We start from the raw sequence: 15,874 nt of genomic DNA, 5'->3' as shown, positions 1-15,874 counted from the left end.
AAAAAAACCCCCCGCCATAAGCACGTATGCTTAGGGCGAACGTAATATCCGTGGTACCACCTAATTTCAGAATTTCTTCTGCTCTCTACGGTACAGGCTGCTCCTTATTAAGCAAAACCAATACTGTTTCCTTTTAACGGTGGACATCCGTTGAAGCCTACTAAGTAACTACTGTTCGGTTCAAAGCTCCGAGGCTACTTCCCGGTACATAAACACTCCTGTACCACATGGCTACAAGTTATCTTTCACCACTACTACGAATCTCTCGAAGACTTTCACCAGCCGTCTCCTCTCTTTGCTTCGATTCCGTAAGTACTCCTCCTCATCAACGCCTTTAAACTATTGAGTTATGTATTCCGTTTTAACCAAAACTCTCCAAAAATTCTATTTGTATTGCAAATTAGTGTAGCAGAACTTTATTTTAAAGTCAACTATCTTTTCAATATTATTATTTTATAGGAGACATAACTTTTAATATAAAAACAAGCTCTAGTTATAACTAAAAAGAGTTAAGAAAACTTAAGTAATTCTGCTTTCCTAACTCTTTTTTCTACTTTTATTTAGCGTATAGCTCAATAATCTTTATTAAAAGCTCAACTACTTTCTCCATTGCATTGACAGAGACATACTCATATCGTCCGTGATAGTTTTCGCCTCCAGTACAAAGATTTGGACAAGGAAGACCCATAAAGGATAGACGAGCACCATCAGTACCACCACGAATTGGAACGATCGCCGGTGTAATCTCTAGTGCCTCCATAGCTTCCTTGGCACGATCAACTAAATGCATATGTGGTTCCACTTTTTCTTTCATATTATAATAGTTATCTTTTATCTCAACTGAAAAAGTATCCTTCCCATATTTCTCATTTAAAAACTCGCAAACTCTAGAAAATAACTTCTTCTTTTCTTCAAACTTTACTTTATCATGATCCCTTATAATATAATAGAGTGTTGCAGAATCAACAGTACCCTCTATCTTATCCAGATGATAAAATCCTTCATAACCTTCTGTATATGCTGGATTTTCAGATACTGGAAGCATCTGATGAAATTCCATACCAAGTAAAACTGCATTCTTCATTTTCCCTTTTGCATAACCTGGATGAATACTTGTTCCTTGTATCCTTAACTTTGCACCTGCAGCATTAAAGTTCTCATATTCAATTTCTCCAAGTGTACTACCGTCAACGGTATAAGCAAAATCTGCTCCGAATCCTTCTACATCAAAGAAATCCACTCCGCGGCCGACTTCTTCGTCAGGGGTGAAACCAATCTGAATGGTTCCATGTTCAATTTCTGGATGAGTTAATAAGTACTCCGCCATTGTCATGATTTCCGCAATACCCGCTTTATCATCGCCACCTAACAAAGTGGTTCCATCCGTTACTACTAAATCTTCACCTTCGTTATTCTTAAGCTTTGGAAATTGTTTTGGGGACATTACAATTCCTAATGCTTCATTTAATACAATATCACCACCATCATAGTTCTTCACTACTCTAGGCTTAGCATTTTCTGCAGTTAGAGCTGGCGCAGTGTCCATATGAGCAACAAATCCAAGGGCAGGTACTTTCTTGGTTGTTGTTGCTGGAATAGTAGCATACACATAGCAATGCTCACTCATCCGAACATTCGTAGCTCCTAACGTTTTTAGTTCCTGCTCTAAAGCCTTTGCAAGTATCCATTGTCTATCTGTACTTGGTACAGTCTCTTGATCATCCTCCGAAGTTGTATGATAGCTAACATAATTTAAAAAACGTTCTAATACTTTTGACATGTTGACCTCTTTCTGGCATTTTAACACCCTTTTATTTAAAATAATTCTTCTCAAATATAAACTTTAAAAAGTATGTTGTAATCACATTATCTACAATAAATCTCTATGATTAAAATTTATGCTTCGTTTATGAAGCTACAACATTAATAATACTTATTTTTAATCCTTCCTTCGAAACGAAAATACTGATTCTACTTGAAATAGAGATATGACCTTTCGAATGTTAAGCTAGATATCTACTATAGTATAAACGAATTGTTTCACTCCTATGTTACATCAATTTTCAAATTATCTGTATGATAAATTCTACTACAATTTGTAAGTCTACGCAAGTAATGTGTCGTTAACGATACGATAACTTGCAAACACCCACAAATAAGTAGAACTAGGAATGTGCCAAACCAAACAAATTAATTTCATTTTATTAAGTCAAAGCGGATATCCGCTATCCGTTTACACTACTTGCTCATAACCTCATTGCCTCTACGTGGTATTTAAAAAGCTATTGTAAAGCTGTCGATGTCTAATATGCATCGGCTTTACAATAGCTTGCTTAAACTCTCTATTTCAGGTCCTGGTAAAAGCTCCCTGATTATTATTACTATTATTACTATTTAAAATAAGATACACCAGATTCAAAAATATACTGATTCTGATCACCAAAAATATTTAAAGCAACTCCATCTCCACGACGTTCGGAGTGAGCCATCTTACCAAGAACACGGCCATCTGGACTTGTAATACCCTCAATTGCATAATAAGAACCGTTTGGATTATAGTCTTCCTCCATGGTTGGATTTCCATTCACATCAACATATTGAGTAGCGATCTGTCCATCAGCAGCAAGTTTCTTAAGCCACTCCTCATTCGCAACAAATCGTCCTTCTCCATGAGAAGCTGGAATGGAGTAAACGCCACCAAGTTCTGCCTTCATTAACCAAGGAGATTGATTCGATACCACTTTCGTATACACTGATTTTGAAATATGACGTCCAATGCTATTCATCGTTAAGGTTGGTGAATCTACTGTTTGTGGCACAATCTCTCCATATGGAACTAACCCAAGTTTAATCACTGCTTGGAAACCATTACAAATACCAAGTACTAAACCGTCTTTTACTTTTAAAAGGTCATTCACCGCATCACTAATACGAACATTACGAAAAGCTGTGGCAATAAACTTTCCAGAACCATCTGGCTCATCACCAGCGGAGAATCCACCTGGGAACATAAGTATTTGAGTTTCCTTAATCGCTTTCTCAAATGCGTTCACAGACTCCATGATACTTCTCTCGTCTAAGTTCTTAAATACTACAGTCTTAACCTCTGCACCAGCTCGTTCAAAGGCTCGTAAGCTATCATATTCACAATTTGTTCCTGGGAAGACCGGAATAAATACTTTTGGTTTTGCTACCTTATTCTTTGCTACATAGATTGTCTTTGCATCAAAAAGGTAGCATGGAACCTTTTCTTTTTCCACTCTTTCTTCCATATTAGAGCGTGTTGGGAATACCTTTTCTAACGTGTTTGACCATGCGGATAACGCTTCTTCCATCGTAATGGATACTTCTTTATAAGTAAAAGTGCGTGTATCTGTAACGGTACCTACCATCTGGTATGAAATATTTAGAGCATCTAATTTTTCTATATCTGATTCTCTTACCTCTGCTACGATATCTCCGTAGGCAGGCGTAAATAAATCTGATTCCATTAAATTAGCGTCAAAATCAACTCCAAACTGATTACCAAACGCCATCTTAGAAACACTTTCAGCGACACCCTTAGCCCCTAGCGCGTATGCAGATACGATAACCTTCTCATGGATTAATTTCGTAATAGCCTGATATAAATTTTGTAACTGTTCATATACAGGCAAATCATAGGAATCCCTCTCTATAGAGAAACGTACTAAACGATTACCTACCTTTTTTAATTCCGGAGTTACTACCTCATTTGCATTCGCAACATCAACAGCAAAAGATACTAAAGTAGGTGGTACATCAATGTCATTGAATGACCCTGACATACTATCCTTACCACCGATGGATGGAAGCCCCAGCTTCATCTGTGCATCATAAGCACCAAGTAATGCTTTTAATGGTTCACCCCAACGACGCGCATCATTACCAAGCCTTCTAAAATACTCCTGGAAGGTAAAACGAATCTTTCTATGATCACCACCTGCTGCCACGATTTTAGCAACAGAAGAAATTACTGCATATACTGCACCATGGAAAGGACTCCAGCTACTTAGGTAAGGATCATAGCCATAACTCATCATCGTTACGGTGTCACATGTACCACGAAGAACAGGAAGCTTTGCTACCATGGTCTGTACAGGAGTTAACTGAAATTTACCACCATATGGCATCGTTACCGTAGCTGCACCGATGGAGCTGTCAAACATCTCTACTAACCCTTTTTTGGAACAGATGTTTAAGTCGGAAAGCATTGATAACCACTGCTCTTTGATAGAGTTATCAACCTTTTCACTCACTCCATCGCTTAGAGTTTGCCCCTTAGAAGTTTCTTCCGAGGAAGAGTTAGACATGTAACCTTCTCTATGTTTCTTTACATCCCTTGCAGCAGGATAGGAAGCACCAGTTTTAAAATAGTTCTCCTCTACCCTTGGCATAGTTACAACTGCAGTTGCCTCCTGATGTGCACCATTGGTATCTAAGAATTTTCTTGAGATATCAACAATCACTTTTCCACGCCAGCTAAGTACTAATCTTGGCTCATTCGTAACAACTGCTACTTCCACAGCCTCAAGATTTTCCTCCATTGCAAATGCAAGCATCTGCTCTACGTCATTTTTATCTACAACAATGGCCATACGCTCCTGAGATTCAGAAATCGCAAGTTCTGTGCCATCTAAACCGGCATACTTCTTAGGAACCTTATCTAAGTCGATGCGAAGTCCATCTGCTAATTCTCCAATTGCAACAGACACACCACCTGCACCAAAGTCATTACATTTCTTAATTAACTTAGATACTTCTTCACGACGGAATAGTCTCTGTAATTTACGCTCGGTAGGTGCATTTCCTTTCTGTACCTCTGCACCACAGGTCTGGATGGATTCTGTTGTGTGTACTTTAGAGGAACCCGTAGCACCACCACAGCCATCACGACCAGTACGACCACCCATTAAAATAATAACATCGCCTGGCTCAGAATTTTCACGAATCACATTCTTTCTTGGTGCAGCACCCATGACAGCACCAATTTCCATTCGTTTCGCTACGTAGTTTGGATGGTAGATTTCATCTACTAAACCAGTCGCAAGACCGATTTGATTTCCATAAGAGCTATAACCTTTCGCAGCTCCTGAAACAATCTTTCTTTGTGGAAGCTTACCTTGTAATGTATCTTTTAGAGATACCGTAGGGTCAGCTGCCCCAGTTACTCTCATAGCTTGATATACATAACCACGTCCGGATAATGGATCACGAATTGCTCCACCAAGACAAGTTGCTGCTCCACCAAATGGTTCAATTTCTGTCGGATGGTTATGGGTCTCATTCTTAAAAAATACCAGCCATTCTTCAGTCATACCATCAATTTCAACTGGAACTACAATAGAACAAGCATTGATTTCATCGGAAACTTCCATATCCTCAAGCTTTCCGTCTGCCTTTAGCTTCTTCATCGCAAGCAATGCGATGTCCATTAACGAAATGTACTTATCATCTCTACCTTTATAAAGGATTTCTCTATTTGCTTTATAATCTTCATATGCAGCCTTAATTGGCTCCTTATAATAACCCTCTTCAAAATCTACCTTGGCTAATTCCGTTAAGAATGTAGTATGACGACAATGATCGGACCAATAAGTGTCTAGAACACGAATTTCTGTGATTGAAGGGTCTCTCTTTTCTTCCACTTTAAAATAATTTTGTATATGCTTAAAATCAGCAAAAGTCATGGCTAAATTTAAAGATTCATATAAGGAAAGAAGCTTCGTCTCGTCTAAGTTTTGAAAACCACTTAAATAGGATACATCCTCCGGTACCTCAAACTCTATCATTAAAGTTTCTGGTTTTACTTCATCTATCTCCCTAGAATCCACAGGGTTAATACAATATTGTTTGATACGGTCAAAATCTTCTTCCCCTAATGTACCACTTAATACATAAGTTGTTGCAGAATGAATGATTGGCTCTTCTTTTTCATTTAAGAGCTTTACACACTGTTCCGCAGAATCTGCACGTTGATCAAATTGCCCAGGGAGATATTCTACGGAGAATACTCTATCCCCTACTACGTATGGAAACTTTTCCTCATATAAATCATCAACCGGTGGCTCTGAAAACACAGTACCGAGTGCTTTTTTATAAGTTTCTTCACTTACATTCTCTATATCATAACGGATTAAAACACGCACATTTGTAAGTGTCTTAAGCCCTAAATAACTTTTAAGCTCTTCTTTTAGCTCTTTTGCACGCACTGCATAAGGTACTTTTTTCTCAACATATACTCTTTTGACACTTCCCACGTCATTACCTCCGTATATTTTTTTAGGTTTTTGTGTATACTTCCTCTTTTTTGGTTATATTTATTATAGCATAGGCGTATTTATAAATGAAATTAATATATATGAAATATTTCATTAGGTGAACTAATAAAGCTAACTAGTATACTGTCTGATTAAGGATGCAGTAACTTTAGTTAATGATACAGTAACTTTAGTTAATGATACAGTCACTTTCGTTAATAATACAATAACTTTAGTTAATGATACAGTCACTTTCTTTAATGATACAGTCACTTTCGTTGATGATACTGCAACTTTAGTTAATGATACAGTCACTTTCGTTGATGATACGCAACTTTTAGTTAATGATACAGCAACTTTCAGTTAATGAGTCAGTACACTAGACAATTTTGCATGTCTATAGTACAATATGTATACAATTTTATAGGCTAGAATATGGAATGCCATAAAATTGTGTGACTTATTTATCTAGTCCAAAACGCAAAAAGCTATTTCACCCATACAGTCTTTGTAAGGGAAAACCAGCATGCGTATTTTGAATTCTGTTGAATACTCGGAGGAAATCATATGCTTTACTCAATTTTTGATAACTTGTCAGGCAAAAGTATTACTTTTGTAGGGTTATTGCTAGCTTTCTTAATTACATGTATCTTACTAAAGGTACTACAGAACATTCTACCAAGGGATGGTGGAAGAGCTTACGCGGTAAATGGTGGGTTATCTCAAGGGAAGCCTCGCGGTGCAGGACTTGTTTTTATCCTAGTATTCGTTGTAGCTACATTGCTATTCGTTCCAATCTCCAGAGAACTAATCATATATCTTCTCATGATTATTGCTGCTATGATGAGTGGTTACTTAGACGATAGCTCAAAAGCACCTTGGGGTGAATATAAAAAAGGGTTGATTGACTTAATTATCGCACTTGTGTGTGCTGTTACTTACGTGAATTTTAATGGCAGTACCTTAACAATTCTAACGACTGGTTCTTCATTTGAACTTAATCCTGTCCTTTACGTGTTACTTGCAATGTTATTAATTTGGGTTTCTATTAATGTAACCAATTGTACCGACGGAGTAGACGGGCTTAGTGGCAGCATCGGTATTGCTACGACTTTTACATTTTACCTTGTGTTTGTTTCAATTACAGAAAACCAAGATTATGCTTTAATTTCTTTACTTATGATTGCTTGTATTCTTGGTTACCTATGGTTTAATGCTTCTCCAAGTAAGTTGTTAATGGGAGACGCTGGTTCCAGAGCAATCGGATTGTTTATTGCAATAATTGCTCTTAAAACAGGTAGTCCATTACTTTATATTCCTGCTGCCATTGTTTTTATCATCGACGGAGGACTTGGTTTGGTGAAGGTTGCTCTTCTTCGTTTCTTTAAGATTAAGATTTTAGCAAATACAAGAACACCAATCCATGACCATGTTAGAAAAAATCTAGGTTGGTCCGATACACAAACTGTATTCCGTTTTATCACTATACAGGTTATGGTATCCTTTATCGTCCTTTATCTGGTGTTATAGTAGGAAACGAACTTATAGAAAGGGGAAGGCGCATTGGATATTAATTATGAGTTATATAAAGTATTCTATTATGTTGCGAAAACACTTAGCTTTAGCGAAGCTGCTGCTGAATTATTCATCTCTCAATCTGCGGTTAGCCAATCCGTAAAAGTATTAGAAAAACGACTGAATCAGGTACTCTTTATACGTAGTACCAAAAGAGTAAGTCTTACCAAAGAAGGCGAGATGCTCTTTAAGCATATAGAACCAGCCATTAATTTAATCAGCCGAGGTGAGAATCAACTCCTAAACTCTACTCCAGCAGGTGGTATGCAATTACGAATTGCCGCAAGTGATACGATTTGTAGATATTTCTTAGTACCATATCTAAATAATTTTCACAAATCCTATCCTGAGGTACATATTCGTATTATTAATGGTACCTCACTAAAATGCGCAGAGCTACTTGAAACAAATCAAGTGGATTTAATTGTTGTCAATTCTCCTAACTCTGCATTAAACAATAACTTAAATATTCAAGACGTTACTACCTTTCGAGACGTCTTTGTTGTAAAACCAGAAGCCTTTCCACTTACCAATCATAAGCTTACGTTAACAGAGCTTCAGAAGTTACCTATCCTTATGCTTACGAAGCTCTCTACGACAAGCGCCTTCCTTCATAATTTGTTCTTACAACAATCCTTGGATTTGGTGCCTGCTATAGAACTTAGCAGTAATGATTTGTTGATTGATTTAGCTAAAATTGGTCTTGGCATCGCATTTGTACCGGATTTTTGTATCAATAATATCAACTCCTCAGAACTTATTACGTTAGAAACAGCGGATGAGATGCCGGAGCGAAAATTAGTTGTAGCTTACGATGATAGCCTACCACTATCTGAGCCTGCACAGTTTTTTATCAATTCAATGTTAAGCAAACTATAAAATATTAGAGATTAATTACAGAGTGCATAAAACAACAAGGGTGATATAAATTTTCGTTACCAACGAAAAACTTATATCACCCTTGTTGTTTCCTATATCAATCTCATATACAGCATAATATTTTAATTAATTAATACTAAACTTAAAAAATAATCCAGATCATTTAGAATAACAGCCCTGTTACAAAAACCGTTAAAATCGCACCGACGGCTACTATCACCAAGCTTCTATTAAAATAAGCCAATAAAAATGCTACTATAGCACCGCATAACGCAGTTATTACATTACCAGTGGACTCGAATACATCAGGAAATGTGAGAGCTCCTAATACTGCATACGGCACATAATTTAAAAATGATTTGATACGCACGGATTTTATTTCCCTACGAAACAAAGTAATTGGTAAGGCTCTTGGTATGTAGGTTACAAGTGCCATAATGATTACTGCTAGCAATGCCCTTTCTATGGTCATAAACTTTCCTCCTTCTTATCATCAATTGGATATAAAAAAGCTCCAATTCCTGCTGAGAAAACGGTTGCTATAATCACTCGAAACCCAGAAGAAATAAAGGAAACGATAGGGATGTACCGTAAGAAACAGTGAATCACAATGGACAGAAGTAAAATAATGACCACCGGCTTTGATTTTCTCGCCGGTGGGACAATAATTGCTATAAACATTCCATAAAGAGCAATCCCCATCGCACTTTGTATGCTTTGAGGCAATGCAGAACATATCAGGGCACCAAGGGCAGTTCCAAGACTCCACCCAGCGATAGGTGCGCTAATTAACCCTAACATATAAGCATTACTTAATTTCCCCTGCTCCATAGAAGCAACACTAAACGTCTCATCCGTAATACCAAACGAAAAAATTAATCGATTCCGTAGTCCAATGTTAGGATCTATTTTTTGAGATAAGGAAAGTGACATTAACATATATCGTATGTTAATAATAAATGTGGTTAAACCTATTTCAAATAATCCTGCCCCTGCAAAAATTAAGTTTGTTCCCGCAAACTGCCCCGCAGAGGTCAGATTTGATAATGATATAAATATAGCCAGCCATACCGGTAACCCACCGTTTACTGCCATTAGCCCAAACGTAAAGGATACAGGAAGATAACCAATTGCAATTGGCAACCCTCGTTTAAAACCATATTTAAATCGTTTTTTATTTTCAAAATTCATTGTACTATTTTCCTTTGTTTTTATTCGTGTAATCTTCTTATCAGTTTATATACAATGCAATTTTGTATGACCAAAGGCTTACTATGAGCAAAGAAGATAATACCATCACTTGGTGCAATGATTTGTGAGATTACCTCACCCTCAATCGGATCCACAACTTCTGCTAAGACATCACCAAATTTTACTTCTTCCCCTGGTTTTCTAAGAGGGCGATATATCCCTGAAACATCTGTTTTTATTGGCATTAAAGTTTCTTCTTCCACAATACTAGCAATATAACCGCTATGGCAGTTGTACTTGATAATTCCCATGCGTGTTAGAAATCGAAGCACCGAAGATACCGCCTGCCTTGCATATTTTTCATCAATACTGCTGGTTGCTGGAGTATAAACAGAAAATGCATTCGTTCCATTCACTTGCCAGCAATAATTGAGAGTTCCTGTATCGAATGGATGTGGTTTTTTTGTGACTACATATGGTAACCCAAACAGATTTGCTAGGCTAGTACTTTCATGGCCTGTTTCCATCATTCTAACATGGGGAATAAATTCTCCTGGAGTGTGAAAACTTGCAAACTGGATACCAAAGTTATATCCTTTCACTGCCTCAAATACTCCACCAGCAATACGCTCTGTTGTTTCACCACTGTTATCTCCCGGAAACATACGGTTGATATCTGACTTATCCATTGCCCAAAAACGTTTCTCAATGTTAATACTAGACTGGTTAAGCGTAGGTATTACCATGATTTCATTGTTATTTAAAATTGCTCCGATTTTTTCAAGTCTGGTTAATTCCTTAATCAACTGAGAACAGATATATAACTGCTGTATTTCATTTCCCCTTGTTGGTCCTACAATACATGCTGCTTTTTCTCCCTTTCCAAAGCGAAAACCAACAATATGCATGTCATCACGATAAGGACTTTTTACCGTATGAATTATTTCCTGAAACATTTACACCCCTCCTAGGATTCTAGCAATTAGGGAACCATCATAAACGACAGGGTATTCCCTTAATGTAAACACGACTCCATCACAGGGAGCTATAATATGCTGAACAATCGTACCATTTAAACTATCCACAATATTTCCAACAACATCTCCAGCTTTAATATCCATCAAGTGTTCTACACATGGTAAAAATACACCAGAGGCTTCTGCATGTATTAAAGTTACTTTATCCTGATCGGATGAGATTACTGAGGTCTTTGGTGTAATGACAGGTCCACCCCAAATACCAAGCTTATGCATCAGGCAAAAAATACCTTCTAAAATCTGATCCCCAAACTCCTTTGTAATTCTCATACCAACTCCCATCTCAATGCTTAACGTTGGTACCTCTTTTTGATTTAAGCTATGATATAGACTAGCAGTTTCAACCGTTGGAGAGGAATGAACCCAGATAAAGTCTGTATTCAATAGCTTAGCATATTCCAATAGACTTTCTTCATGTTGTTTATCAAGCCGAACCTGTGGAATTTCTCTTAAGAAGATATTACTTGCATGCAAATCTACACAAAAATCTGCTCCCTCAAGATCCTCTACAAGCCTTGCCGCAACATATTCGGACATATCGCCATCCATATCTCCTGGAAAGCTTCGGTTCATATCCAAATCAAAGGTCGGTATTCTTCTTGTAATCGATTCCATACCAAGCGGGTTTACACATGGATAAACATCTACAATCCCTGTTAAGAATTCCTTCGATTCCTGAATACGGCGTATCAATTGATAACATATATACTGGCCTTCCAGTTCATCACCATGTATTCCTGTGACAATACAAATCCTTTTTTCATTACCCTTTTTATCCTCTGGTTCGAGACGATTCTTTTTGATATGCATTGTTTCTAATACTGGCAAACCTACCGAAACTACTGTTTTAACCATCTTTTCACAACCCTTCTGTAGGCATTATTTTAAAACTTTAAAGCATTGATTCGTAATAGTATTGTTAAAATTTCATTTCATTGTACTATAATTATACAGTAAAGTAAATCCTTTGAAAACCTTTCTAATAATATAGGATTACTCCCCTACTAATATTCATGAAAAACGAGAACAACTCGAATCCTCTATCTGAAAGTTAGATGCCTTCCGATTGGATTTATCGAGTTGTTCTCGTGTCTCTATATCAAACCATGAATCACAATTTTATATGAAAACTCCCTCTTTTTGATACACTAATCAAAACAAAGAGCTCTTACTCTGTTTCTTGCTGCTCATTGATATAATTTATGAGGCCATCTGCTTTCATAATCTTTTGCATAAATTCAGGAAACGCCTGACCCCTATAAGATGTTCCTTTTGTAAGGTTTGTAATAATACCACTATCAAAGTCTATCTCAACCTCATTACCAGCATCGATATCTCTTGCAGCCTCTTTACATTCTATGATTGGAAGCCCTATATTAATTGAATTTCGATAAAATATTCTTGCAAAAGTTTCAGCAATTACACAGCTGATACCAGAAGCTTTCATTGCGATTGGTGCATGCTCTCTGGAGGATCCGCAACCAAAATTTTTATTCGCTACTATGATATCACCGAGGTTTACACGATTAACAAATTCCTTATCGATATCCTCCATGCATTTTTTCGCAAGTTCTTTTGGATCAGAGGAATTTAAATACCTAGCAGGAATGATAACATCCGTATCTACGTTATCTCCATATTTATGAACCATACCATGTGCTTTCATACATACCTCTATTCTGGTGCTTCAGCACCTCTTCGTTGTTTTCACTTTTATGAAAAGAGCTCGGAAGGCTCACTAATCTTTCCAGTTACTGCGCTTGCCGCTGCTACTGCAGGACTGCAAAGGTATACTTCTGATTCCACGTGTCCCATACGCCCAACAAAGTTTCGATTCGTTGTAGATGCAGCACGTTCTCCTGCTGCAAGAATCCCCATATGTCCTCCTAGACATGGTCCGCAAGTTGGAGTGCTTACCACACATCCTGCTTTGATAAAGGTTTGAATCAACCCTTCCTCAATTGCTTGCAAATAAATTGCCTGAGTTGCGGGAAATACAATAACACGCATCCCTTTCGCAACCTTTCTTCCCTCTAAAACTTTGGCAGCAATTCTTAAATCACCAATTCTTCCATTCGTACAGGATCCAATGACAACCTGATCGATCTTAACCTCTCCTGCTTCTTTCACGGTCTTCGTATTTTCTGGGAGATGAGGAAATGCTACCGTTGGTTCTAATTCTGATAAATTTATCGTAATAATCTGCTCGTATTCTGCATCTTCATCTGCTTCATAGATGGTAAATGGTTTTTCCCCATGTTCCTTCATATAAGCGATGGTTAAATCATCCACTGGAAAGATACCATTTTTAGCACCAGCCTCTATTGCCATATTCGCAATCGTAAATCGATCATCCATAGTTAAATTCTTAATTCCATCACCTACAAATTCCATAGATTTATATAATGCACCATCTACACCAATCATACCGATAATATGTAAAATGACGTCTTTTCCACTTACCCAATCCTTCAGTTTTCCAGTTAATATAAACTTTATGGCAGCCGGAACTTTAAACCATGCTTTCCCGGTAATCATACCAGCACCCATATCGGTACTACCAACACCGGTCGAAAATGCTCCAAGTGCTCCATAAGTACAGGTATGAGAGTCCGCTCCGATACACGTTTCTCCTGCTACAATAAGTCCCTTTTCTGGAAGAAGGGCATGCTCAATTCCCATCTCACCAACCTCAAAATAGTTCGTAATGTCATGTTCTTTTGCATACTCTCTGACACACTTACAATGCTCGGCTGATTTGATATCTTTATTTGGCGTAAAATGATCTGGAACCAATGCAATTTTATCTTTATCAAACACTGATTTCTTTTTTAATCTTTGTACTTCATGAATAGCAACCGGACCTGTAATGTCATTTGCTAACACTAGGTCAAGATTTGCCTCAATCAACTGTCCTGCCTTAACTTCTGGCAGATTTGCATGTGCAGCCAAAATCTTTTGAGTCATTGTCATGCCCATAACTATATCCTCCTACGCTCCTGGTAAAGCAAATATCACATTTACAAACATAAAGTAAAGAATAAAGCAAACAAAGGAAACAATAAACCAAAGGATGGGAAACTTTTCTTCCACTTTTTTTACTACCGCTCGTGTGGTATTGTTTAGTACCTTCCTAAATAACGTAGTCATACCAATACCGAAGATAACAACGTAAACTAAAGGAATCACAAACATCAATGCATTTGCACTGATTACACAAACCTGAAAAATAAAGTTTGGCATACCAATCTTCTCTGCATTCGCTCCTCCAAAAAAGCTTAGAAAGAAAATAACTGTTAGGATAACCAATGCTTTTGAAAAACTCTTAATGTATTTCTCCATTTTAACCTCCTGGTGATGAAAAAAATGTTGTTATGTAGGTTATTACAATCATTCTTTTCGGATTACCAAAATATCTTAACATATAATAATGGAAAATGCACTGCCAATCCATGAGTTTACTTTCTTTTAATCTTTACAATATGTGTTATGTTATTCTATTTACTTTGAAATTTTCAATGAGATTCATTTCGATTCTTTCATATTATTATTCTTTGTTATTATGATTCTTTGATATATGATTCTTTCATATTATGATTCTTGATATTACGATTTTTTCTACTCAGAACAAATATTATTTCATCCTATACTACTATCACTTTAATATGGATTTTAGATTTCATATTATATCTGTGCTATGATGGAATCTCCCATTTCCTTCGTTCCTATTAGAGTACAGCCCTCTGACATTATGTCTGCGGTACGAAATCCTAGATTTAATACTTCTTTAACCGCATTTTCGATACTATCCGCTTCTTTCGTAAGGTCAAAACTATAACGTAGCATCATTGCCGTAGATAAAATTGTTGCTATTGGATTTGCAATATTTTTTCCTGCTATGTCTGGCGCAGAACCGTGACTTGGTTCATATAATCCAAGTTTCGATTTACCAAGACTTGCCGACGCTAACATACCAATAGATCCTGTCACCATACTCGCTTCATCCGAAAGAATGTCTCCAAACATATTCTCTGTTAATATCACATCAAACTGCGTTGGATCTTTTACGATCTGCATTGCACAGTTATCCACTAACATATCTGTTAAAGTAACCTCTGGATATTCCATTGCTACTTCTTTTACAACCTGTCTCCAAAGTCTTGAGGTATCTAACACATTCGCTTTATCTATGCTACATACTTTTCGATTTCGTTTCCTAGCCACTTCAAATGCCCATCTTGCAATTCGTTTAATCTCATTTTCATCATAAGGCATGGTATCAACAGCTTTTCGAATTCCATTTTCCACTGTTGTTTTTCTTTCACCAAAATAAACTCCTCCGGTGAGCTCACGTACTACAACAAAGTCAAATCCATTACCAATAATCTCATCCTTTAGTGGACATGCCTGCTTTAATTGTTCAAACAACACTGCTGGGCGAAGATTACAAAATAGCCCCAAGCCCTTTCTTATGGCTAATAATCCTGCTTCTGGCCTTAAATGAGGAGGTAAACTATACCAATTACTTTGCCCAACATTGCCGCCAACCGCTCCAAGGAGAACAGAATCACTTGCCTTAGCTGTTTCTAATGCTTCTTTCGTGAGGGGTTCGCCAGTTGCATCTATTGAGGCACCTCCCATTAATACTTCTGTATAAGAAAACGTATGACCAAATCTATGACCAACCTGATCTAGTACCTTCTTTGCTTCTGTAATAATCTCCGGACCGATACCATCTCCCGGAATTACCGCTATGTTGTAATTCATATGTACGCGTCCTTTCTTGAATAAGTTGGCTCTTAATTAAATGAGCTTTTTATAAGATGTGCTTTTTATAAGATAAGCTTTTTATAAGATAAGCTTTTTATAAGATAAGCTTTTTATAAGATAAGCTTTTTATAAGATAAGCTTTTT

General features: G+C 37.1%; 12 protein-coding genes. 2 read left to right on the top strand and 10 right to left on the bottom strand.

Annotated elements, in window-relative coordinates; genetic code table 11:
- Positions 1 to 556: 556 nt before the first annotated feature.
- Positions 557 to 1,780, bottom strand: coding sequence for a peptidase T (gene pepT, locus RTP52_RS19680; protein WP_312373062.1), 1,224 nt, complete (start codon positions 1,778 to 1,780; stop codon positions 557 to 559).
- 610 nt (positions 1,781 to 2,390) lie between these two features.
- Complete coding sequence (locus RTP52_RS19675; RefSeq protein ID WP_312373061.1) at positions 2,391 to 6,278, bottom strand: phosphoribosylformylglycinamidine synthase subunit PurQ; 3,888 nt, start codon at positions 6,276 to 6,278, stop codon at positions 2,391 to 2,393.
- Between the two features lie 567 nt (positions 6,279 to 6,845).
- Between RTP52_RS19675 and RTP52_RS19670 the strand changes: the two genes are divergently transcribed.
- Positions 6,846 to 7,808 (top strand): phospho-N-acetylmuramoyl-pentapeptide-transferase, encoded by a 963-nt coding sequence (locus RTP52_RS19670; protein WP_312373060.1) that lies wholly within the window; start codon positions 6,846 to 6,848, stop codon positions 7,806 to 7,808.
- 33 nt (positions 7,809 to 7,841) lie between these two features.
- Positions 7,842 to 8,732 carry a LysR family transcriptional regulator gene (locus RTP52_RS19665; RefSeq protein ID WP_312373059.1) on the top strand — a complete coding sequence of 297 codons (891 nt, stop codon included), beginning with the start codon at positions 7,842 to 7,844 and terminating at the stop codon, positions 8,730 to 8,732.
- A 163-nt stretch (positions 8,733 to 8,895) separates the two neighbouring features.
- Here RTP52_RS19665 and RTP52_RS19660 read toward each other — a convergent pair whose 3' ends face one another.
- The 8 genes from RTP52_RS19660 to leuB all read right to left on the bottom strand — a co-directional run bounded on the left by RTP52_RS19660 (position 8,896) and on the right by leuB (position 15,727).
- Positions 8,896 to 9,204 (bottom strand): AzlD domain-containing protein, encoded by a 309-nt coding sequence (locus RTP52_RS19660; RefSeq protein WP_330694228.1) that lies wholly within the window; start codon positions 9,202 to 9,204, stop codon positions 8,896 to 8,898.
- Positions 9,201 to 9,923, bottom strand: a complete 723-nt coding sequence (locus RTP52_RS19655; RefSeq protein ID WP_312373058.1) for an AzlC family ABC transporter permease — start codon at positions 9,921 to 9,923, stop codon at positions 9,201 to 9,203. Before RTP52_RS19655 ends, RTP52_RS19660 begins: the two co-directional genes overlap by 4 nt.
- 20 nt (positions 9,924 to 9,943) lie before the next feature.
- Positions 9,944 to 10,879, bottom strand: coding sequence for a M14 family metallopeptidase (locus RTP52_RS19650; protein WP_312102590.1), 936 nt, complete (start codon positions 10,877 to 10,879; stop codon positions 9,944 to 9,946).
- Positions 10,880 to 11,815, bottom strand: coding sequence for a M14 family metallopeptidase (locus RTP52_RS19645; protein WP_312102587.1), 936 nt, complete (start codon positions 11,813 to 11,815; stop codon positions 10,880 to 10,882).
- A gap of 313 nt (positions 11,816 to 12,128) precedes the next feature.
- A complete protein-coding gene (leuD, locus tag RTP52_RS19640; RefSeq protein ID WP_312102585.1) occupies positions 12,129 to 12,626 on the bottom strand; it encodes a 3-isopropylmalate dehydratase small subunit in 498 nt (165 codons plus the stop codon).
- A gap of 47 nt (positions 12,627 to 12,673) precedes the next feature.
- Complete coding sequence (gene leuC / locus RTP52_RS19635) at positions 12,674 to 13,939, bottom strand: 3-isopropylmalate dehydratase large subunit (RefSeq protein WP_312102583.1); 1,266 nt, start codon at positions 13,937 to 13,939, stop codon at positions 12,674 to 12,676.
- Positions 13,940 to 13,951: 12 nt separating this feature from the next.
- Positions 13,952 to 14,302 carry a hypothetical protein gene (locus RTP52_RS19630; protein WP_312102581.1) on the bottom strand — a complete coding sequence of 117 codons (351 nt, stop codon included), beginning with the start codon at positions 14,300 to 14,302 and terminating at the stop codon, positions 13,952 to 13,954.
- 342 nt (positions 14,303 to 14,644) lie between these two features.
- Positions 14,645 to 15,727 (bottom strand): 3-isopropylmalate dehydrogenase, encoded by a 1,083-nt coding sequence (leuB, locus tag RTP52_RS19625; protein WP_312102578.1) that lies wholly within the window; start codon positions 15,725 to 15,727, stop codon positions 14,645 to 14,647.
- Positions 15,728 to 15,874: the final 147 nt, after the last annotated feature.

This window comes from Lachnoclostridium sp., assembly GCF_031997925.1.
In the GTDB taxonomy this organism is placed as follows: Bacteria; Bacillota; Clostridia; order Lachnospirales; family Lachnospiraceae; genus Lachnoclostridium.
This window is presented reverse-complemented; position numbering and strand designations above follow the sequence as displayed.